The 20,828-nt window shown below is 39.6% G+C and carries 22 protein-coding genes; 1 reads left to right on the top strand and 21 read right to left on the bottom strand.

Annotated elements, in window-relative coordinates:
- The 5 genes from A5N88_RS01115 to mtnN form a co-directional block, all read right to left on the bottom strand.
- The coding region (locus tag A5N88_RS01115; protein WP_232317496.1) for a DHA2 family efflux MFS transporter permease subunit at positions 1-1,165 on the bottom strand (1,165 nt) is incomplete at its 3' end.
- Positions 1,166-1,173: 8 nt separating this feature from the next.
- Positions 1,174-1,824, bottom strand: a complete 651-nt coding sequence (locus tag A5N88_RS01110) for a biotin/lipoyl-containing protein (RefSeq protein ID WP_066261998.1) — start codon at positions 1,822-1,824, stop codon at positions 1,174-1,176.
- Positions 1,825-1,831: 7 nt separating this feature from the next.
- The gene (locus A5N88_RS01105) at positions 1,832-2,272 is read right to left on the bottom strand and encodes a MarR family winged helix-turn-helix transcriptional regulator (RefSeq protein WP_066261994.1); all 441 of its coding nucleotides are present in this window, start codon (positions 2,270-2,272) and stop codon (positions 1,832-1,834) included.
- Positions 2,273-2,591: 319 nt separating this feature from the next.
- On the bottom strand, positions 2,592-2,846 hold the full coding sequence (locus tag A5N88_RS01100) for a YrhC family protein (RefSeq protein ID WP_066261991.1): 255 nt from the start codon (positions 2,844-2,846) through the stop codon (positions 2,592-2,594).
- A 236-nt stretch (positions 2,847-3,082) separates the two neighbouring features.
- Positions 3,083-3,778, bottom strand: a complete 696-nt coding sequence (gene mtnN / locus A5N88_RS01095; protein WP_066261988.1) for a 5'-methylthioadenosine/S-adenosylhomocysteine nucleosidase — start codon at positions 3,776-3,778, stop codon at positions 3,083-3,085.
- Positions 3,779-3,899: 121 nt separating this feature from the next.
- Between mtnN and A5N88_RS01090 the strand changes: the two genes are divergently transcribed.
- A complete protein-coding gene (locus A5N88_RS01090) occupies positions 3,900-4,106 on the top strand; it encodes a YrzA family protein (protein ID WP_066261986.1) in 207 nt (68 codons plus the stop codon).
- 163 nt (positions 4,107-4,269) lie between these two features.
- On the opposite strand, the gene A5N88_RS01085 is transcribed toward A5N88_RS01090, so the two are convergent.
- The 16 genes from A5N88_RS01085 to A5N88_RS01015 all read right to left on the bottom strand — a co-directional run bounded on the left by A5N88_RS01085 (position 4,270) and on the right by A5N88_RS01015 (position 20,679).
- On the bottom strand, positions 4,270-4,941 hold the full coding sequence (locus tag A5N88_RS01085) for a DUF1510 family protein (RefSeq protein ID WP_066261984.1): 672 nt from the start codon (positions 4,939-4,941) through the stop codon (positions 4,270-4,272).
- A 419-nt stretch (positions 4,942-5,360) separates the two neighbouring features.
- Positions 5,361-7,142: a peptidoglycan D,D-transpeptidase FtsI family protein gene (locus A5N88_RS01080; protein ID WP_083952970.1), complete on the bottom strand. Its 1,782-nt coding sequence runs from the start codon at positions 7,140-7,142 to the stop codon at positions 5,361-5,363.
- A 158-nt stretch (positions 7,143-7,300) separates the two neighbouring features.
- Positions 7,301-7,777 (bottom strand): transcription elongation factor GreA, encoded by a 477-nt coding sequence (greA, locus tag A5N88_RS01075; RefSeq protein ID WP_066261983.1) that lies wholly within the window; start codon positions 7,775-7,777, stop codon positions 7,301-7,303.
- Between the two features lie 280 nt (positions 7,778-8,057).
- Positions 8,058-8,693: a uridine kinase gene (gene udk / locus A5N88_RS01070; RefSeq protein WP_066261982.1), complete on the bottom strand. Its 636-nt coding sequence runs from the start codon at positions 8,691-8,693 to the stop codon at positions 8,058-8,060.
- A gap of 56 nt (positions 8,694-8,749) precedes the next feature.
- Positions 8,750-9,385 carry an O-methyltransferase gene (locus A5N88_RS01065; RefSeq protein ID WP_066261980.1) on the bottom strand — a complete coding sequence of 212 codons (636 nt, stop codon included), beginning with the start codon at positions 9,383-9,385 and terminating at the stop codon, positions 8,750-8,752.
- Between the two features lie 188 nt (positions 9,386-9,573).
- Positions 9,574-10,725, bottom strand: coding sequence for an endolytic transglycosylase MltG (mltG, locus tag A5N88_RS01060; RefSeq protein WP_083952969.1), 1,152 nt, complete (start codon positions 10,723-10,725; stop codon positions 9,574-9,576).
- Between the two features lie 446 nt (positions 10,726-11,171).
- Positions 11,172-11,468 (bottom strand): DUF1292 domain-containing protein, encoded by a 297-nt coding sequence (locus A5N88_RS01055; protein WP_066261978.1) that lies wholly within the window; start codon positions 11,466-11,468, stop codon positions 11,172-11,174.
- 13 nt (positions 11,469-11,481) lie between these two features.
- Positions 11,482-11,898, bottom strand: a complete 417-nt coding sequence (ruvX, locus tag A5N88_RS01050; protein WP_066261977.1) for a Holliday junction resolvase RuvX — start codon at positions 11,896-11,898, stop codon at positions 11,482-11,484.
- Positions 11,899-12,168, bottom strand: a complete 270-nt coding sequence (locus tag A5N88_RS01045; protein WP_066261975.1) for an IreB family regulatory phosphoprotein — start codon at positions 12,166-12,168, stop codon at positions 11,899-11,901. It abuts the gene before it with no gap.
- 200 nt (positions 12,169-12,368) lie between these two features.
- The gene (gene alaS / locus A5N88_RS01040; RefSeq protein WP_066261970.1) at positions 12,369-15,002 is read right to left on the bottom strand and encodes an alanine--tRNA ligase; all 2,634 of its coding nucleotides are present in this window, start codon (positions 15,000-15,002) and stop codon (positions 12,369-12,371) included.
- Between the two features lie 482 nt (positions 15,003-15,484).
- Positions 15,485-16,567: an AI-2E family transporter gene (locus tag A5N88_RS01035; RefSeq protein WP_066261968.1), complete on the bottom strand. Its 1,083-nt coding sequence runs from the start codon at positions 16,565-16,567 to the stop codon at positions 15,485-15,487.
- 137 nt (positions 16,568-16,704) lie between these two features.
- Positions 16,705-16,839 (bottom strand): YrzQ family protein, encoded by a 135-nt coding sequence (locus A5N88_RS23975; protein ID WP_157090564.1) that lies wholly within the window; start codon positions 16,837-16,839, stop codon positions 16,705-16,707.
- Positions 16,840-16,857: 18 nt separating this feature from the next.
- Positions 16,858-17,046 carry a YrzR-like zinc ribbon domain gene (locus A5N88_RS01030; protein WP_066261967.1) on the bottom strand — a complete coding sequence of 63 codons (189 nt, stop codon included), beginning with the start codon at positions 17,044-17,046 and terminating at the stop codon, positions 16,858-16,860.
- A 23-nt stretch (positions 17,047-17,069) separates the two neighbouring features.
- Positions 17,070-17,537, bottom strand: a complete 468-nt coding sequence (locus A5N88_RS01025) for a PRC-barrel domain-containing protein (RefSeq protein WP_066261965.1) — start codon at positions 17,535-17,537, stop codon at positions 17,070-17,072.
- A 38-nt stretch (positions 17,538-17,575) separates the two neighbouring features.
- Entirely contained in the window at positions 17,576-19,984 is a 2,409-nt protein-coding gene (gene recD2 / locus A5N88_RS01020; RefSeq protein WP_066261962.1) for an SF1B family DNA helicase RecD2, read from the bottom strand.
- 26 nt (positions 19,985-20,010) lie between these two features.
- Positions 20,011-20,679 (bottom strand): tetratricopeptide repeat protein, encoded by a 669-nt coding sequence (locus tag A5N88_RS01015; RefSeq protein ID WP_066261960.1) that lies wholly within the window; start codon positions 20,677-20,679, stop codon positions 20,011-20,013.
- Positions 20,680-20,828 lie beyond the last annotated feature (149 nt).

The following is a 20,828-nucleotide window of genomic DNA, read 5'->3' as shown; positions in this document are numbered from 1 at the left end:
CTGCTGTCAGCTCTCTCCAGGCAAACAAGATAATTCCCAGTACTCCGATGATCAGGGAAGTAAGGACCGTTCCGCTGGTCCAGCCGTCACTTCCGGCTTCACTGAATCCGTACAATAGGAATCCGAAGCCAATCGTGGATAGGATCACACCAGGGTAATCAAATTTCGGCTTTGTAATTTTCGTAACGTCCTTCATCCACATCACAGCAAGAATCAAGTCAAGAACAGCAAATGGAATGACCACGTCGAACAACAGGCGCCAAGAATAATACTGTACAAGCCAGCCTGAAAGTGTCGGGCCTACTGCAGGGGCGAAAATCATGGCAATCCCCATGATTCCCATCGCTGCTCCGCGTTTTTCAGGAGGGAAGACCGTCATAAACACTGTCATCATCAATGGCATAACGATACCGGCTCCAGCTGCCTGGACAACCCGTCCGATCATCAGCATGGAGAAGGTGGTTGAAATGGAACAAATAACCGTTCCTAAAGCAAATAAGAGCATGGATGCGATAAACAAATTCCTCGTTCCAAATCTTGCGATCAGAAAGGCAACGAGCGGAATCATAATTCCATTTACGAGCATGTATCCGGTGGAAAGCCACTGGACCGTTGTAGCGGAGACACCCAAATCATTCATGATATGAGGAATGGCTACGTTTAAAAGTGTTTGATTCAGGATGGCAATAAAAGCACCGAAAAGCAGGACGCCAATCAGCCTTCCGCGATGGAGATGCTGAGGGTTTAAATCCGGTTCTTTTTGCCCTGGGGCAGAAGTGGATTCCTTAGCCTGCCCGATTTCTTCATTAACATATTCAACAGCAGATGCACTGTTTGGTGCTTCCTGCAAGGTTTCAGCGATAAGCTCACCGGCTTTTTCTTGGGGTTCAACTTCATCCTTTTTAACAGGTTTTCTGTCTGTCCCTTTTTCAACCATAGCAGGCTTCTCTTCATCTACTGCTGCAGACGCAGCTTCTGCTTTTACAGGAGTTGTGTCTATATGTGTTTCTCTTGCTTCAGCAGCTTGAAGGGTATTGCCTCTATCAATCGTGTTATTCTCTTCTACCTCGTTCTTTTGAGTCCGGCCTTTTCGAATGATTAAATTAATGATTACCAATAGAACAATGGCTATTAGAATATAACTAGCGATAAATTTTGTTGACATCTCATCACCTACTTATGAATTCGCACAGTCACATTCATACCTGGTACTAAGTCCACTCCATAGCTGTCCAATGAAATTTTTACAGGAATAACTTGTGTTTCTTTTGTATAGTTACCTGAACTGTTATTGCTCGGAAGTAAAGAGAATGTACCGGCAGTTGCTAAGCCAATGGTATCGACTTTTCCGCTGATCGTTGTATTTGGGAAAGCATCCGCATAAACATCAACGTCTTGTCCAACTTTCACGTCATTAATATCTGTTTCTTTAATATTTGCAGTTACATAAAGCTTCGTTAGATCATAGGAAACAGCTAGTGGTGAACCTGCAGCAACCATTGTGTTTTTCACAGCATTGTTTTGAACAATCGTACCATCTGTTGGCGCTGTAATGTTTATAGATGAAGGCTGTCCATTGGAACCCATTGTTTGAACTGTACCAATTTTGTCGCCTTTGCTGAATTTGTCTCCTTGTTTTGCATTCCAGTCGGTCAATTTACCCGCTGCAGGGGAAGCGATAGAAACCTGTTGTCCGGAAACCATAGCGTTGTCAGTAGATAAATAAGTAGCAGATTGATTATAAAAGTAGTATCCGGTAAATCCGCCGCCTACTAATATAATTAGTAAAATTACGTTAATTAAAATCATGCGTCTCGCAGTCATAGATGGATTAGTCCTCCTTGTTAATAAGTACATTTAATATTGTTTGGTGGAGAGTTAAAAGATGTCGTATTTCTTCTTCAGGCATCTCCAAAACCTTGTTTAATCGTTCAACCAGAACAGATTCAGAATCAATGAGGTTAGCTAGCTTATTACGCCCCTCATCCGTTAATTGCAGGGAAATAGCTCTGCGATCCTGCGGTGAGGTTACCCGGTCAACAAATCCGCCTTGAACCAGCCTGTCTATTACACCGCTAACAGTGCTATTTGTCAGCCTTAAATGCTCTGCCAGTTCTCCAAGCCCAATATTGGGACAGATAGAGATTTCATGAAGTACTTTAAGCTGGACAACAGTAATGCCGATACGATCAGCGTCTGATTTAACCAGCCTAAATATGGCTTTATTGATTGCATAAAAAGAATCTAACACTTCATTGCTCAATGCATTCATTATTCACTCCCCTTATTTTTCTAAATATTTACGATAATGAATATTTCCTATACGAAATATGTTAACGAGAAACATTTTCACATTTTTTTTTTAGTATGTCAATTAAAAAACATTAAAATTCCTTTTTAAATATTGCCCTATGAAAAGAACTTTTCATTTTCGGGCTTGAACTGCCTGAGTGTTTGCGTTTTCACATTCTCTCAAAAAAAACAAAAAAAAATACGCTGCTACGCGTAATTCTGTCTTTCTTTATAAGGCTTTGTTAAAAGAAGCTGCTGTTTTTCAGCTCATTCCGTATAGAAACTAAACTTCTAAAGGTTTATTTATCTAATAGATTTTGCCCTTCTTCACTTTCCAGCAATACTTTTTTACACCTTTGTGAATAGTAAAAGAAAAATGCCGCTGCACTTAATGTAATGATAGTTCCAGCCATTAATACATTTGTTTTATGATCTGTTTTCCCTGCAATTGGCATTACGGTGCCAAGATATAAGAATGCTGTTAATGCAAGAAGCATAAAGCCGAAACGTTTAAAGTCATTCATTTTCCCGTATAGGTTTTTAGCTGTATTCATCTAATCACCTAGCCTTTCAGTAATGTTCCCATACATACACTTTAACATAGAAACCAAGGAAATTTGGCATGTAAATAGAGCCAGTCATGGAAGATTGGGGAAACTACTAGGGGTCAGACCCCTTTAGCGCTTTACCGGTTAAAAGCTGTCTATTCCATGCCTGTCCTTCCACTGTTTTTAGCAATTACAGGACCATGGAAAAAGGGAAGTCTTTCCCCTTCCCTTTTTAGATAATCTTATTCAAGATGATTGACGATATCCATAACCAGATTGGCGGAATGTAATGCCGCTTTCTCTAAGTATTGTTCAAAAGAAATTCCGGAATCCTGGCCGGCAATATCAGATAATGAGCGGATAATGACAAATGGGACTTTGAACTGGTATGCTACCTGTCCAATGGCTACTGCTTCCATTTCAACAGCCTGTACACCCGCAAATTGTTTTCTGACAAATTCCACCCTTTCAGGATCGCTCATAAAAGAATCACCCGTTGCAATCAGTCCATTCACCACTTGGATTCCTTCAATTGATTTCGCACACTGTTCTGCTAGCTTAACAAGTTTTTCATTTGCCTTAAAAGATGGCGGCATTTGAGGAACCTGCCCATATTCATACCCAAAAACAGTAGCATCTACATCATGATGGATGACTTCTGTTGAAATGACCACATCGCCAACATTCAGCGCAGGATCGAATCCTCCAGCTGAGCCTGTGTTAATAATCACATCTGGGTGAAATTGTTGAAGCAATATAGCTGCAGACATTGCAGCATTTACTTTTCCAATGCCTGAACGCAATAGAATAACTTCTTTGCCATTCATTTTTCCAGTTGTAAACTCATAACCCGCAATTACTTCAACCTGAGGGTTCACAATATTTTTTCTTAATAAAGCGACTTCTTCTTCCATTGCTCCAATAATAGCTGCTCTCATTTCAATACCTCTTTCATGTTTTCTTTACAAGTAACCATTATAAAACAAAACTCGCTTAAATACTATTTGCCACTTGTCGATACTGTTTTGGAATAGGTACAATAAAAATGGAGGGATAAAAATGAATTTCCAATTTGAGATGATTGAAGATAAAATAGAATTTTTTGAGGGAACTGATTTAAAAATGATAGAAAAGAAAATAAATGACCAAATAGAATATAACAGGGCCATCATGCTTGGTGTCCATTCCGTTTCACACCAAATGCATATGGATGAAAATGGAAAAACCTATTATACAGCTGTTGTACACTTTAAAATCAAAAAATAGAGATGGGAATCCCATCTCTATTTTTAACCTTTGCTGGCTGTTTTTACATAGATCTACAAAGGTTTAAACCTTTGTCCATCTTCTCAGCATCTTTTCAGGAGAATTCACAGATATTACTGCAGGACCTGTAAATTATTTCGGTTAACTAGCTGTGAAAAGAGCATTACCTTTTATCATTATGATCGAGCACTTGTACCTTGCTTGGTTTCCAGCCCTGACCGTCCACCCAGTCCAGATACACTCTATATACCTTGTCAGGGTGATTTTTAGGTGTAATAGTCCCAATTGCCTGATTGTCGGAATCACCATGTTCCAAATACCAGACCGTCATTTGAGAAGGGGCCAGACCAACTGCATAGCCTAAAGCTTTCAACTTTTCCTGCCAATCCGGGGAACTGCTGTCTGATGAATAATTATGCCCCGAAGTTTGGGATGTACCAACAGGCTTCCAATCCGAATTCGTGATGGTTTCCTTCACGTTTGGCTCGCTGCTTTGTTGCACCGAAGCGTTTGGACCGTTAATACTGGCATCGCTACTGTTTGTATTGCCATTAGAATTATTTTGTGAATCATTATTAGAGCTGCTATTTGAATCACTTTTTTGATTAGCTGCACTATTTTTATTTGAGGAGGCATTCTTTTGAACGTTCTCCGTTTTCGGCTTATTCGCAGCGCTTTGGTTTGAATTTCCGCCTGCAATAAAGATAAAATAGGCAACAATTACAATGAGCAGCAATATCACAGCAATTAATGTGTTTAAAATAAGATTCGTTTTCCGCCGTTTTGATTTTCTCTCAGAACGGGAATTGGATTCGCTATTTAAATCTTTCGCCATGTGTACCCCCCATTTCATTGACCCTATCATAACATTTTATGATTATATGGGAAAGTCTAAATTAAGTTTTAGTGTCTGATAGGATTACTTTCTTATTTATTGGCTCTGTTAATGCTGCATGTTGATTTCCGATGAGGGCACACTCGCTTCCTGCGGGCGACAGGTGAACCTTCTCGTCACAGGCTCCTGCAGGGTCTCATTTAGCATGCTTTTCTCTTAAGAGTCTCGTGCCTTACTCTACTATCAACTTTGGGATCAAATTTACATTGGATGTGGCAGAGAATGGGAAGTGCCCTGGTCATCCTCCTGGTTGATTTCCACTACAGACACTCGCTTTCCGCAAGCTGGAGAGAAGTCCACCTGTCCTCCTGCAGGATTTTCGTGTATACTCTCTAATTAACATTGTTCTCTTACAGAAACTATTCATTAGCCTGTTTGTGGCTGTACTCGTAAACCATTTTTACTATATCAGAAAATAATGGGTTTATCCCCCGTGTTGCCTCAGGTACTTCAAGATTCACTACCACCAAGGCGTATTGCGGGTTTTCAAACGGAAAATACCCTGCAAACCATTTATTGTGAAGCTGTACATTTCCTTTATAAATGCCCGTTTCAGCCGTTCCAGATTTCCCCGCCACCTTAAATGGCAGTGTTTGAAACATATTCCCTGTACCTTTGCTGCTTGTCACCACTCTTCTTAGCATTTGCTGCAGCTTCATAGCTGTTATTTTCGAAATGGAATCACCCTTTATTTTTTTCATAGGAAAGGTCTCCATTGTCGAACCATCCTGATATTTTATCGCGGAAACAGTTCGTACCATGTATGGCTGCCCTCCTCGCGCAATGGAAGCCATCATATTGGCAACCCCGAGCGGAGTCACTCTTACCTCCTGCTGGCCGATTCCTGTGTGAGCAGCAAGATTATCATCTTTTTTGCTTTCACCTCTGATAAAAACCCTCCCTGAATCCATATTTAATTGCTGAAAGTCAGGAAAGTGATAAAGAGGTCCATGCCAGCCGATTTCCCCAATTAATCCAAGCTTTTCGGCAAAGCTCTCTAAGAGGACAGGATTTTTCTCTTTAAGCCTTTTAGCCAAATCTCCAAATGTGCGATTACAACTTTCGGCAAAACTCTCTTTAAAATCAAGAGTGCCTAGCTTTCTCTTATCCGGATTCCCATATAAATCTTCGTTACATGAGAATGAATCTGAATTTTCTACGCTTCCTGTTTGAATTGCCGCAGCAGCTGTCACCGTTTTAAAAATGGAACCAGGAATTTGCTGTGTCGTCATCATATTAGTAGCTGATCCGTTTTCAAATGGGTTGGCAGAATTTAATTGTGGACGGGATACACTTGCCAAAACCTCATTATTTTTAATATCTAATAAAACAGCCCCGCCTTTTTTTATGTGATAACGGTCAACAAGCGACTCCATCTGTATTTGCAAATTTTTATCAAGAGTTGTTTGAATCTTCACAGGATAATAAGGATTGGCAGGACCTTTATACTTTACATTAACTCCAAAAAGGGGATCGCCAAGACCGTCTACATGGTACACAAGCTTGGATTCACTATCAGGAAGCAAAAACTCGTCAAACTGTTTTTGAAGGCCTGTAATACCCATTTTTTCATTTTGCAATCCCTTTTTTTCAGGATACCTTTCTATAAAGGTATCCGCATCCTCCCCTGTTATGCCAATTAGCTGTCCAGCGATATCTGAGCGCATCTGCTTCTCCCTTATGCCAAAAACTCCTGGTATTTTCAATGTATTAATCTGATTGATCTGCCGCTTAGTTAGTAAGTACGGACGTGTCCCCCCAAACACGAAGGGTTTAGATGCACCTTTTACTGCATCCTGCAGGTTTTTAGGCTGAATGTCCAAAATGGCTGCTACCTTTTCCTCATTCCATTTCATATTTTTTAAAAAAGGAAATAATACAAGCACAGGTTTTTCAGAATAGTTAAGAGGCAGTCCAGTACGATCGGTAAATTGTCCTCTTCCGTCATCAATGACCATTTCTTGTGTACGCTGAGAAACACTGGATTTTAAAAGATTTACATGATGATTCGAAAAGTTTTCCGTATTGATTAATTGTATTTGAGCAAGTCGTCCTTCTAATGCAATAAATAATAGTAAAAGGATACAGGATATAAAAAAGTAGCGTTTCCTTCGAATAAATACTCCACCCTTCTTGCTCATGCCTGCTTTTCTTCTTATTTTAGACTCATCATGCTTATCTTAATCCTTGTGATCTTAAAACTTTTACGAGAGGAAACAGCCTAAAATACACCACACCCAGAAAAAAGACAAAAAAAATACCGAACCAGAGATTCGGCACTTTTGGAGACTATCCACTATTATTTTATAGATGTAATTCTTACTTTCATTTCTCCGCCTGGTGTTTGAACAACTACTTCTTCATTAATTTTGCGTCCAAGGAGGCTTTTCGCAATAGGTGAGTCATTTGAAATTTTCCCTTCAAATGGATCAGCCTCGGCACTTCCAACGATTGAGTAGGATTCCTCTTCACCATCTGGAAGCTCTACGAATGTTACCGTTTTCCCTAAGGCTACAGTATCTGTGCTTGTACCGTCATCTTCAATAATCTTGGCATTTCGGATCATATTTTCAAGTGTAGTAATACGTCCTTCCACAAATGCCTGTTCTTCTTTCGCTGAATCGTATTCAGAGTTTTCAGAGAGATCTCCGAAGCTTCTTGCAATCTTGATCCGTTCAACTACTTCTTTACGTTTTACTGATTTTAAATATTCTAATTCCTGTTCTAATTTCTCTTTTCCTGCATGGGTCATAGGAAATACTTTTTCTGTAGACATATCCCTTCACTCCTCATATTTTTCTATTTTTCTTTGGATAAAAGCATTTTCGAGATGTGAGGTTAAGGTTATAAAAATGCCGATAATTGGAACTTCTCAACCCTATACTCTTCCATTTGAGCCAATTTTATACTGCGAAGGATGATTTATTTTCAATCCATCAGGCGTTTAGCTAAAAATTCAACCTCAACTTCTTTTACTTTCTCCTCAAAATACACCATAGCGCGTCCTTAGGTCAGGGCGCGCTGTATGCTATATAATTATTATCTATGATATCGTATTACAAAATTGATTTTTGTTCAAGAATTGTTTGAATTTTAGTGACCACTAAATCAATGGCCACATGATTTTGGCCGCCTTCCGGAATGATTACATCGGCATACCTCTTTGTCGGCTCAATAAACTGATTATGCATCGGCCTGACCACATTGACATATTGATCAATAACAGATTGGATTGTACGGCCACGATCTTCAATATCACGAACCATTCTTCTTATAATCCTCAGGTCAGCATCCGTGTCAACATAAAGCTTAATGTCCATTAAGTCACGCAATCTTTCATCTTCTAATACCAGTATACCTTCTAATATAATGACATCCTTTGGTTCCACGTGGATGGTATTCTCTGAACGGGTATGAATTGTATAGTCATAAACCGGTTTCTCAATCGCTTCATATTTTAAAAGCTTTTCAATATGCTCAATCAATAAATCGTTATCAAAGGCGAGAGGATGATCGTAATTCGTTTTTAATCTCTCCTCAAAGGGAAGATCACTTTGGTCTTTATAGTAATAATCCTGTTCCAACACCAAAATGGAATGTCCTTTAAAATGCTCATAAATAGCATTTGTTACACTCGTTTTTCCGGAGCCTGATCCTCCGGTTACACCAATAATCGCTGGTCTTTGTTTCATTCTTGCCCAGTATCCCCTTTCCTATCGGATCCATGCCGTTATCGATGGATTTCAGCTTATATCTTTTGACTTATCGCTAGTCCATCACCTACTGGTAAAATGGCCGTAACATATGCCTCATGGCTCATTAACCACTCATTATAATGCTTAATTTTGCTGACAAGGTTTCGAATTCTCTTTGATTCAATTTGTTCCTCTGCTACTAATCCCTTGAATAATACATTATCTGTGTAAACAAATCCGGACACTCCCAGCATCGGAGTGTATAATTCAAAAAATTTCAAGTATTGTCCTTTAGCAGCATCAATGAAGAGACTGTCAAATGGTCCGTATTTTTCAATTGTTTCAGCAATATCCAAAGCATCCCCTTTAATTACTTTGATTTGAGATGCACAATTGGATCTTTCAATAAAATGCAATGCCTGCTGATAGCGTTCATCGTCCCTCTCAATACTCACAATACTACTGTCCGGCAAAGCTTCTGCCATCCGGAGGGCAGAATAGCCAATCGCTGTTCCAATTTCAAGAATTCTCTTAGATTTTTGTATTCGCAAAAGCTGTAGCAGCGCTTCAATACCTGCTAAATCCATAATCGGAACGTTATGCTCTCTAGCATATTCCTCCATCTCATTCAGCAGAGGATTTCTAGCTTTAATTAAAGAATGAATATATGAAATGACTTTTTCATTCATCGTATAATGCCTCCACTCATGTTAAAAGGAGCAGACAAGAAAAGAAGAAAGCTATTTGACCAGCTTTCATCTTCTCTGCCACTAATATCTTTATAAAAACTGCATAATAGGATTTATTTACTCTATTTCAAACACATACTTTTCCTATATTATCATATTTTCAACATGAAAGCGACTCTTCAGCAGAATCATTTCTTTGCCGTAATATATTTTTGTTTCAAAGCATTGTGCTCTGAGAGAGTCTTTGCAAAATACACCTTTCCCGTTCCCTTTGCTGCAAGGAAATATAAATAATCCGTTTTGGCTGGATGCAGCGCTGCTTCTATTGAAGCATTACCAGGACTTGCTATAGGGCCTGGCGGCAGTCCCTTATTTATATAGGTGTTATAAGGAGATTTCACTTTAAGGTCCTGATAAGAAACCTCTTGTTTATGCTTATTTAATGCATAAAGAACTGTTGGGTCTGTTTGCAAAGGCATTTTTGCCTTTATTCGATTATAGAATACGCTGGCAATATTATGGCGGTCAGCTTGAGCAGTCGCTTCCTCTTCTATTAGTGAAGCCATTGTTAAAAGCGTGTTGGGCTTAATTTTTTCTTTTTTCATATCTGTTTGATATTTAGTCATAACATAGTTGGTATGGCTTAGCACTGTTTCAATGGTCGTATCAATAGACGGTTTTTTATTATAAAAAGAATAGGTTGCCGGAAACAGATAGCCTTCCAGTGGATGCTTTACCTTAGGATTTAAGATCTCCGTGCCTAATATTTTCGGATATTTTTTTATCAGTATCTTTACAAATGTCCGGTCATCTAATCGATTTTCTATTTGTGCGCTGCTATAACCCGTTTCTTTTGAGATTATGGACGCAATCTGAACCAGCTGCCATCCTTCAGGAATGGTAAATTTCACCACTGCATTGTCAACAACTTTTCCTGTTTTCAAGCTTTTGATAATTTGATCAAAATTCATCGATGGATTTAATTCATATTCACCTGCTTGGAAGCCGGTTTCTTTTTTGAATTTGACGTAGTATTTAAATACAGACTGGCTTTTAATAATATGTTTTTCCTCAAGCGCCCGCGCGATTGTATTGATATTTGAACCAATCGGAATGTTAACTGTCCTAAGCCTATGATCATTTGGGTCAACGGGCTTAAGTGCAGATTTGACATAGAAATAGCCAGAAATTGCACAAATCAAAACCAGCAGAACGAATCCTATACATACAAATATGACAATTTTACGTATCGTATTTGTGTCATTCGGCTTTTCTAATAAGTTTATGTAACTTTGCTGATTTAATCTTTCCTTATTGTTTTTATCCTTATTTTTTGACAAACATCTTTCACCCTTTCAACAAACCGCAATCCAATAATTAAAATAAAGATAAAACATGAACCATCTTTATTAAAATGCGTTCCTTTCGGACAAATATGTAATGAAATACAAAAGTAAATATATCATTTTTCAAAACAATATACTACAAAATTCACCACATGTAGGCGTTTTGTAATATTTCAAGGGCACGTCATTCTTTTGTTTCTTATAAAATTTTTGATCTTATAGTAAAATAGAAAGGCTCTTTTCGTAACTTTGTTGCTATTGACCACAGTAATATCATTATAAATATGTGTTCAATAGTAAAACTTGTAATGAGCATACGAAAATATGCCACGAAGACAGACAACACATGGATAAATCCTTTCTACGTAAAGCAACATTTTATGCGAAAACAGACAACACAAAAAAACTGGCCCGAAATCTCAGGCCAGAAAATGTCCTACTTAGTTTTCCTCTTCTTCATCAAGGAAAGTATTAAGCATTTCTTCAATCATATCCCATTCTTCTTCCGTTTCAATCGGCTGAAGATCTCCTTCTTCACCATTTTCTTTTTGTGTATAAGAAGAAGCGTGAATTTCAATTTCTTCATTTTCGTCTTCATCTGCACCGATTGGATAGTAAAGCACATAGGATTTTTCGAATTCATCAGATTCAAATGTAAATAGAACCTCAAATAATTGTTCGTTTCCATCCTCATCTACTACTGTAATATGCTGATGATTTTCGTGTTCGTTTGCCATATTTTCCACCTCATTATTTTTGGCTGTCCAAAAAGCCTTGCAAAATCATAACGGCAGCCATTTTATCAATTACTTTTTTTCTTTTTTTTCTGCTGACATCCGCCTCTAAAAGGACTCTTTCAGCGGCCATTGTACTTAGACGCTCGTCCCACAAAATAACAGGCAGATTAAGCAGTTCTTTTAACATATTGCCATAGGATTTTGAAGCTTCGCCTCTCGGACCAACAGTATTATTCATATTCTTAGGGAAACCAACAACAATTTTTTCAACTTGATAGCTTTTCACAAGCTCTTCTACTCGTTTAAACCCAAATTGTCCTTTTTCTTCATTAATTGAAATGGTTTCGATCCCTTGAGCTGTCCATCCAAGTTCATCACTGATTGCGACTCCTACGGTTTTTGAACCAACATCAAGCCCCATTATTCTCAATTAGTATCCCTCACGATGCTGTTTTAAATACGACTTCACCAATTCTTCGATGATTTCATCTCTTTCTAATTTCCGAATAATGTTCCGGGCATCCTGATGCCTAGGTATATAAGCCGGATCTCCTGAAAGCAAATATCCGACAATCTGATTAATCGGATTATACCCTTTTTCCTGGAGCGCCTCATAAACCTGGAATAGCACTTCTTTTACCTCGTGTTCGAATGGTTCCTCCGAAAAATTAAATCGCATGGTTTTGTCATAAGAACTCATACTTCAGCACCTCTCTCTCTTTAGGGCTTGTCTAATAGACGAGCATTAATTCATATACATTCTGTTAGTTCCTAAATAGAGAGCCTGCTCCGCTTTGGGAGCCATGCAAAAGGCAGATGCCCATGAGACAAACGCCTAAACAGTGAAAAGAACTAACAGGGTTTTCACTTTTATTCATTTTACACTACTTTACGTAGGTTTTAAACGGATTTTATCCATTCTTCAACATAATTCAAAGCACTTTCCAATTTTTCCGGGTCTTTTCCGCCGGCCTGAGCCATATCTGGACGGCCGCCGCCGCTTCCGCCGCAGCGTAAAGCAACTTCTTTAATGAGCTTTCCTGCATGATAGCCTTTTTCAACAAGATCCTTCGTTACACCAGCAATGATACTTACTTTATCATCCTGAGCCATGCCCAGAACCACAATACCGGAACCTATTTTTTGTTTCAGCTCATCCACCATATTACGGAAGCTGTTCATATCCGCTGCCTGAACCGTACTAGAAATAAATTTAACGCCATTCACTTCTTGTACAGAATCGCTCAAGCTTCCAGCTTCAATGTTAGAAAGCTTTGCAGATAAAGATTCATTTTCTCTTTGTTTATCCTTTAATTCAGTAAGCAAACCATCTATACGTGTCAGAATATCCTTTGGATTGGCTTTTATTTTTTCAGCTGCTTCTTTTAACAGGTGTATTTGCGAACTCATCTCACGGTATGCTGCTTCTCCCGTTACCGCTTCGATCCTTCTTGTTCCTGCCCCTATTCCGCTTTCAGATAGAATTTTAAAGACTCCAATGGAAGAGGTGTTTGGAACATGGCATCCGCCGCATAATTCAAGGCTGTAATCACCCATTTGTACAACGCGGACGATATCACCGTATTTTTCACCGAATAAGGCCATTGCTCCCATTGCTTTTGCTTCATTCAGATTTTTATTCGTGATGGATACCGGTATGCTTGCCCAAATTTTTTCATTTACAATCGTTTCAATTCTTTCTAGCTCGTCCAGCTTAATTTGCCCGAAATGAGAAAAGTCGAATCTAAGACGGTTGGGTTCTACCAATGAACCGGCCTGATTAACATGTTGCCCCAATACATCCTTTAAAGCTTGGTGCAGTAAATGAGTTGCCGAGTGGTTTTTAATGGTTTTGTTACGCTGCTGCTGGTCCACAGACGCTATTACCTCAGCATTTTCTTTGAGTATACCCTCCTTGACAATCGCTCTATGAAGGTTCTGTCCATTAGGAGCCTTTTGAACATCCTTTACAGCAACAACCACTCCTTCTGCTGTTAATAGACCCTCATCTCCAATTTGTCCTCCGCTTTCAGCGTAGAAAGGCGTTTGGTCCAAAATGAATTGTACTTCCTGTCCCTCTTTTGCTTCTTCAGCTTTTTCACCATTAATCAAAAGTACTTTAACAGTTGCTGGCACGGAAAGTTTGTCGTAGCCTACAAATGTGCTTTCTACCTTGATATCCCCCAGTATACCGCCTTGTACATGCATGGAATCAACATCTTGTCGGGCACTTCTCGCTCTCTCACGCTGATTTTCCATTTCTCTTTCAAAGCCCTGATGATCAACCTTCATACCTTCTTCTTCAGCGTATTCTTCTGTAAGCTCCACTGGAAATCCGTAGGTATCATATAAACGGAAAACATCTTCACCCGGCAGTGTATCGCTTCCCTGTTCTTTGGTCTTTTTAATAAACGATGAAAGGATGGACAAGCCTTCATGAAGTGTTTCATGGAATCTTTCTTCTTCATTCTTAATAACTTTTTGTATAAAATCTGTTTTCTCCGTTACCTGTGGGTAAAAATCAATCATGATTTCACCAACTACCGGTACTAGCTTATACATAAACGGTTCTTGAATTGTTATGTATTTTGCATATCTTACTGCTCTGCGAAGAAGACGGCGGAGCACATAGCCCCGTCCTTCGTTGGAAGGCAGCGCTCCGTCGCTAATAGCAAAAGCGACTGTCCTTATATGGTCAGCAATAACCTTGAATGCCGTTTCCTTTTCTTTGTCATTGCCATACTTTTGCCCTGAAATTTCTTCAGTTGAACGGATGATCGGCATAAACAAATCTGTGTCAAAGTTAGTAGGAACTTCCTGGATAACAGAGGCCATCCTTTCAAGTCCCATCCCAGTATCTATGTTTTTCTTTGGAAGCGGTGTGTAGGTTCCATCAGGATTATGGTTGAATTGCGAGAACACAAGGTTCCATATTTCTAAATACCTTTCATTTTCTCCGCCTGGATACAATTCCGGATCGTTCTCATCATTACCATATTCCGGCCCTCTATCATAAAAAATTTCGGTATTCGGTCCGCTTGGGCCTTCACCAATATCCCAGAAGTTTTCTTCCAAGCGGATAATGCGGTCTGAAGGAAGTCCAATCTTTTTATTCCATAGCTCAAACGCTTCATCATCTTCCGGATGGATAGTCACAGATAATTTCTCAGGGTCAAAGCCAATCCATTTCGGGCTTGTAAGAAATTCCCATGCCCACGTAATGGCTTCTTCTTTAAAATAGTCCCCAATCGAAAAGTTTCCCAACATTTCAAAAAAGGTATGGTGTCTTGCAGTTTTCCCTACATTCTCAATATCGTTGGTACGAATAGATTTTTGAGCATTTACAATCCTTGGATTTTCAGGAATGACGCGGCCGTCAAAATATTTTTTCAGTGTTGCGACACCACTGTTGATCCAAAGCAAGGAAGGATCATCATGCGGGACCAGCGAAGCACTAGGCTCGACCTTATGTCCTTTTTCCTGAAAGAAGTCAAGATACATTTGGCGTATTTGTGCACCAGTTAATTTTTTCATATAAACTCCCTCCAATAATTATGTGTGATTTTTGCGATAGAGGCTAAAAACCGCTTTCGCTGTTCCTTATGTAGCTTCGGCTCCTTGCTTCTCGTGGTCACAAGCTAATCCCTGTGAAGGCTGAACTGCGCCTTCTCCGGGCTTCTTCTTGTGCTGGTCGAAGCAGAACAGTCGCCTCCGCTTTTAATCAAAAATCGAAGAAAACAAAAAAAGCCTCCATCCCTGGAACAGGGACGAGAGGCTTCTCGCGGTACCACCCTGATTAAAGGCAAACAAAATTTGCCCTTCTCTTGGGTGTCTGTAACGCGACAAAACGGCAGGAATTAGCTGCACTCAGGATTAGCTTTCTGTTATCCTTCATTTAGAATTTCTTTCAGCCAGGGAAATTCCTCTCTTCTGCTGCTGCAGATAAATGGACTATAACATACTCGATCCTTCTTCGATTTCCGATCTTTACTTATAGTGGCATTATAAAAATATTCTTATCGTTTGTCAATCTGTGTCCGTTTAAATGTTAAATGATTTTTTAAATGTATGATTAACACCCGCAGGACAGCCATTAACGGAACAGCAAGGATTAGGCCGACAACACCGCCAAAGGATTCTCCTAATAAAAGTGCCAGGATGATGAATAATGGGTGCATGTGCAGTGATCTTCCAACAATAAAAGGGGATAATAAATTTCCCTCAAGGAATTGAAGAACAAAGATTACAATAACAACATACACCACAAATTTACCAGATATCGCAGCTGCGATGATGACTGCCGGCACTGCCCCGATAATAGCTCCAAAATATGGAATGATGTCTGTGATACCAATCACAGCCCCAAGAAGCACAGGGTATTTCATCCCCATAATCCAGAAAGCAACTGTAGACATCAAGCCGATAACCAAGCAAACCAGTAATTGTCCTCTTATATAGCCTCCGATGGTAGCATCAACATCTTTTAAAAAATGCTGTATTCCTTTGCGCCATTTTTGAGGAGTAACGTACCATGCACTTCTTTTCACCAGTTCATAATCCTTAAGAAGGTAAAAGGAGATAAACGGTATGACAGCTAAAACAAAGACGAAATTTAACATCTTAATTAAATTATTAACTACTTTTGCCAAAAATTCATTTATCCAAACTTCAAAATGATCAATTCGTTCATCAATTTCCTCCTGGATTCCATCGGGCCAATGTGAGGTTGATGTATGCACATGATCCACCCAATATCGATATTGGGCAGCAAATGCCGGAAGATGATTCGATAAATCTTTAATCTGTTCAATCAGTACCGGAATCCCAAGGTAGAGGGAATAACCGGCCAGGCCAAAGAACGAAAGATAGATGATCGCTATGGCAATTCCTCTGTGCATCCCCTTCCTGTAAAGAATTTCAACAAGGGGGTGAAGAAGATAGGAGATAAATGCAGAAATAAAAAAAGGAATAAATGCAGCCTTAATAAAACCAAAGATTGGAATCCACAAAGGTTTTATCAGCATACAAACATACAGAATAGTGAGCAATACAAGTATTAAACCCAATCTAAAAAGCCATTGCCATCTATGTTCTTTCATGGAAGAACCCCTCCCCTTACTAGTATTACTGAGAAAGGGAAATATTATTAGCAGGTGCAAAAGAAAATGGCCTGCATACTAAATTGCTTCTGCAGGCCATTCATTAAGTTTTAGCTGTATTCAATCCCTATGAAGGGTTAAAGGAATGTTTTTCGTAAACGTTTTGCTGTCTTTTTCATCTGCCGTGTATCAAAGTATCCCTGTTTTTGATAAAAAGCAGTTGCGGCAACCCCTGCTCCAAATCCAAGCAGGGACACAATTGTTTTATTCAAAACAATCCTCTCCTTCCATCAGCTAAGTTTACGTGTGCTTTCGTCAAATAAGTCATCAAGAGAACTAAGAGTTCCATCCTCTTCGACTTGATGGGTGTAGATTGTTCCTTTTGAAACAGATAGCTCAATAAAACAATTCCAGCAATAGAATTGGTTAATGCCTATTTTACCGATATCCTTGCTTTGGCAGTTTGGGCATTTCATCATGGATTTTGCCACCTCGCATATTATTACTCACATACGATGATGGCAGCCTCCTCCATTTTAGGCGGAATAACGGTATTTATTACTTTTTTGCCTTCCGTAATGTCGGAAAAGAAGCCATCCGTTAGCTCGTACCCTACAATGGTGCCCAGTCCTTCCAAAAAGTATACATCTTCCAGTAAACCCAGCTGTTCTCCTCCTGGGGAGACAGCCATTTTTAATAGCAGCGGCCGGCAGTGTACCATAGTATATTCATCTTTGCCGCTCTTAAATCTCTCAAGGTCTTTTAAGGAACCTATGGAAAGGCTGCTCTCTCCATATGAAACCACTTTTTCCACAGGCAGCCGATACAATTTACCAAAGAAGCTATTTGTTTTTAAAAGAAAGCTGTTTAATTTCCCGCTATCAGAAATACAAATGTCACATATTGCACCTTGTGTTTCCCCATTACAATCCAACACCTGCATTCCTTTTAAAAGAGAAAATGTCCGCAAAAGCCACCCCACCTTTACTGAACATTTATAGTCTCTTCCTATTCAAGAAAATCATAAGGTGTAACGTTTTCCATTCCGATCATGGGGTCAACCTTCATCAGACTATCTGCTGTCATATAGGCGAAGTCCTGAGTTTCCGTATCCTCTTCATTTATCGGATGATTTGCTACTGTTTTACTTTCAACCAGTTTGTCATAGAGAGTCGTTTTTCTTTTTTGGTCATCCTCGCGTTCTACACCCATTCGGAACGCTGATTCTTCACCGCAGAGAATAAGAAATTCCTTGCTTCTTGTTATGGCTGTATACAGCAGATTGCGGCGAAGCATGCGATAATAACTTTTCACAACAGGTAAGATGACGATTGGAAATTCACTTCCCTGGGATTTGTGTATGGAGCAGCAGAAAGCATGCGTAATTTGATTGAAATCCTGACGAGTATACGTCACTTCAATGCCTTCAAAGGATACGATGATGAGATCCTGTTTTTCCGTATTTTCCTTGGCATAGAAGATAGAAATAACTTCACCAATATCCCCGTTAAAAACATGCTGTTCAGGCTGGTTTACAAGTTGGAGAACTTTATCGCCTATCCTGTATTTCACATCGCCAAATGTAAGTTCTTTTTTTGAACCTGTATTGGGATTAAAAATTTCCTGAAGCATCAAATTCAGCTTATCGATTCCAGCCGGCCCGCGGTACATAGGTGCAAGTACCTGTATATCCTTCGCCGTGTACCCTTTTCGTTTAGCACTGGTAACCACTTTTTCCACTACTTCTGCTATTTGAGCGGAAGAACAGCGGATAAATGAGCGATCTTCTTGCTGCTTAGCTATATCATCAGGAACCTTTCCATCTTTAATGTTATGAGCAAGGCCGATAATAGAAGAGCCCTCCGCCTGGCGGTAAATGTCGGTCAGCTGGACTTTAGGAATAACATTTGATTTAAGCAGATCCTTTAACACCTGTCCCGGACCGACGGAAGGAAGCTGATCTTCATCTCCCACGAATATCACCTGGATCTCGTCAGGAAGGGTTTTTAATAATTGATGAGCAAGCCATGTATCAACCATAGACATCTCATCAACAATCAACAGCTTTCCCTCAATTTTTTTCTCATCATCCAGTTCCTGATTGTCTTGTCCTGTCATTCCCAATAGCCTATGAATCGTCATTGCAGGCAGGCCAGTGGATTCCGACATGCGTTTTGCCGCGCGACCAGTTGGGGCAGCAAGCAAAATCGGAAAGACCTCCTCCTTTTTATAGGATTTTGGATCCAGTGAACAACCATGAAGCTCTGCGTAAATCTCTACAATTCCTTTAATAACAGTCGTTTTTCCCGTTCCGGGCCCGCCTGTCAGTATCATCATCGGCGACATTAACGCCTTCTGAATAGCTTCCTTTTGAGAGGGAGCATAATGCACACCAATTCTTTCCTCTAAAGAGCCAAGAGCAAGCAAGAATTCTGATTCAGGAAATTGATCCCGGTATTCATCCTGTGACAAGACCCTTTGAATGTTGGTAACAATGCCTTTTTCAGAGAAATACAAAGAAGGCATATACACTCTTTTTTCCTCGACCACGATTTTGTCTTCCTTTTCAAGTTTTATGATCTCATCTGCAATAGCTTGAAAAGGAATTTCTACCGCTTGATATTCTTCCAGAAGTTGTTTGACTTCAGGCAAAAGATCATCTGCATCGACATAAACATGCCCATTTTGCAGGCATTGCAGTTCCAGAGAGTATTTGCAGGCTGCTTTAATCCGGTCAGGATGATTGCCTATAATCCCAAGCTGCTGGCCCAGTTCATCCGCACGGCCAAAGCCAATGCCTTCAATATCTTCAACTAATTGAAAGGGGTTTTTTTGAATGGTTTCCAGCGCTTGTTCTTTATAAACCTGATAAATTCTCATAGAGATCTGCGGACCAAAGCCAAGTTCATTTAATCCAATCATCACTCTTTCTAAGCCCTGATGTTCAATAAGTGCCTCATAAATTCCTTTGGCTTTTTCAGCAGGCAGCTTTGGAACTTTATCGAGCAGCGATGGATCGCTCAAAATCTTTCCAATGGCGTTTTCACCCAGCGTCTCTACAATTTTTTCAGCCGTTTTTTTTCCGATGCCATTAAACAAATCGCTTGATAAATAGGTTACAAGCCCTTGCTTTGTATGTGGAATTTCTTTTTTAAAATGCTTCGCTTGGAATTGCATACCAAATTTAGGATGATCCTGAAAACCTCCATAAAAAATATAGGTTTCTTCTTCATGGATTTTAGGAAAATACCCCGTGATGATGGCTTCTTTATCCTCAATATTTTCATTTGTTTCCTGAATTCGGACACGGATAACGGAATATAAATTTTGTTCGTTATGGAAAATCGTAACGAGATGCTTGCCCTTTATAAATTTTTCTTCTTGCTCAAATAAATCCATTGAATTCTGGCGATCCATGCCTATACCCCCTTAAAAACGGGAAACTACTTTTCTTCATTTTCCAGCTTTTGAATCATTTGTTTACCATAGTGGGCTAATTGATGATCCGGCTGGGCATCAATGGCTTTTTCAAAAAAAACGAGGGCTTTTTCAGCATCATTATACATGCTTCCATAGGCAACCCCTAAATTATAATAAGCATCAGCATGGCCAGGATCCTGATTCACTACCATCTCCAGCTGTGCAATTGCCTGCTTGTACTCCCCGGATTTAGCCAGAGCCAATCCATACTGAAATCGCGCTTCTGTATCTTCTGGTCCAAGTTCTACACTTCTCATTAAATAAGGGATAGAAAGAAGAGCATTGCCAAGCTGAACAAAGCACATACCCAGCATAAAATAAACATCCTGATCCTGAAGCCCGTTTTTTAAAGCTTTTTCAAACATGGCTGCAGCTTCTTCATAATGCGCCTGCTCATAGAACAAACTGCCCAGCGAATAATAAGCCGCCGGCTGCTCTTCATTCAGCTGAATGGCTTTCTCAAAAAATTTGATAGCCTTTTCTGTCTCGCCAACAGCAGTCAAGACATTTCCAAAGTTTATATATGCAACGGCATCATTTGGTTTTTCTTCAATTGCTTTTGTAAAACATTCCAAAGCTTCTTCATATTTACCTTGTTGTAACAGTTCAATTCCTTTTTGATTATGATCCATATTTACACACTCCGAACTATAAGGTCTTATCAGCAGTATTCGGTCTTACTTTGCCGTAAGCCCAAAATATAAGGAAATTATACCATAACCGGTTAAAGGGCTAAAGGATTCTTGCTGGTGTTTGCTGATCTCTGTCTTGCAGCGGGAAT

It is taken from the genome of Heyndrickxia acidicola (genome assembly GCF_001636425.1).
Lineage (GTDB): Bacteria > Bacillota > Bacilli > Bacillales > Bacillaceae_C > Bacillus_AE > Bacillus_AE acidicola.
This window is presented reverse-complemented; position numbering and strand designations above follow the sequence as displayed.

Excerpts from the sequence above, each read along its gene's own strand:
- recD2 (WP_066261962.1), bottom strand. The coding sequence starts at position 19,984 with ATGGATCGCCAGAATTCAATGGATTTATTTGAGCAAGAAGAAAAATTT.
- A5N88_RS01080 (WP_083952970.1), bottom strand. The coding sequence starts at position 7,142 with ATGAGCAAGAAGGGTGGAGTATTTATTCGAAGGAAACGCTACTTTTTT.
- alaS (WP_066261970.1), bottom strand. The coding sequence starts at position 15,002 with ATGAAAAAATTAACTGGTGCACAAATACGCCAAATGTATCTTGACTTC.
- A5N88_RS01015 (WP_066261960.1), bottom strand. The coding sequence starts at position 20,679 with ATGGATCATAATCAAAAAGGAATTGAACTGTTACAACAAGGTAAATAT.
- A5N88_RS01035 (WP_066261968.1), bottom strand. The coding sequence starts at position 16,567 with ATGAAAGAACATAGATGGCAATGGCTTTTTAGATTGGGTTTAATACTT.
- A5N88_RS01105 (WP_066261994.1), bottom strand. The coding sequence starts at position 2,272 with ATGAATGCATTGAGCAATGAAGTGTTAGATTCTTTTTATGCAATCAAT.
- A5N88_RS01110 (WP_066261998.1), bottom strand. The coding sequence starts at position 1,824 with ATGACTGCGAGACGCATGATTTTAATTAACGTAATTTTACTAATTATA.
- A5N88_RS01065 (WP_066261980.1), bottom strand. The coding sequence starts at position 9,385 with ATGAATGAAAAAGTCATTTCATATATTCATTCTTTAATTAAAGCTAGA.
- A5N88_RS01100 (WP_066261991.1), bottom strand. The coding sequence starts at position 2,846 with ATGAATACAGCTAAAAACCTATACGGGAAAATGAATGACTTTAAACGT.
- A5N88_RS01055 (WP_066261978.1), bottom strand. The coding sequence starts at position 11,468 with ATGGCAAACGAACACGAAAATCATCAGCATATTACAGTAGTAGATGAG.
- udk (WP_066261982.1), bottom strand. The coding sequence starts at position 8,693 with ATGAAACAAAGACCAGCGATTATTGGTGTAACCGGAGGATCAGGCTCC.
- A5N88_RS01045 (WP_066261975.1), bottom strand. The coding sequence starts at position 12,168 with ATGAGTTCTTATGACAAAACCATGCGATTTAATTTTTCGGAGGAACCA.
- mtnN (WP_066261988.1), bottom strand. The coding sequence starts at position 3,778 with ATGAGAGCAGCTATTATTGGAGCAATGGAAGAAGAAGTCGCTTTATTA.
- A5N88_RS01085 (WP_066261984.1), bottom strand. The coding sequence starts at position 4,941 with ATGGCGAAAGATTTAAATAGCGAATCCAATTCCCGTTCTGAGAGAAAA.
- A5N88_RS01030 (WP_066261967.1), bottom strand. The coding sequence starts at position 17,046 with ATGATGAAATGCCCAAACTGCCAAAGCAAGGATATCGGTAAAATAGGC.
- A5N88_RS01090 (WP_066261986.1), top strand. The coding sequence starts at position 3,900 with ATGAATTTCCAATTTGAGATGATTGAAGATAAAATAGAATTTTTTGAG.
- greA (WP_066261983.1), bottom strand. The coding sequence starts at position 7,777 with ATGTCTACAGAAAAAGTATTTCCTATGACCCATGCAGGAAAAGAGAAA.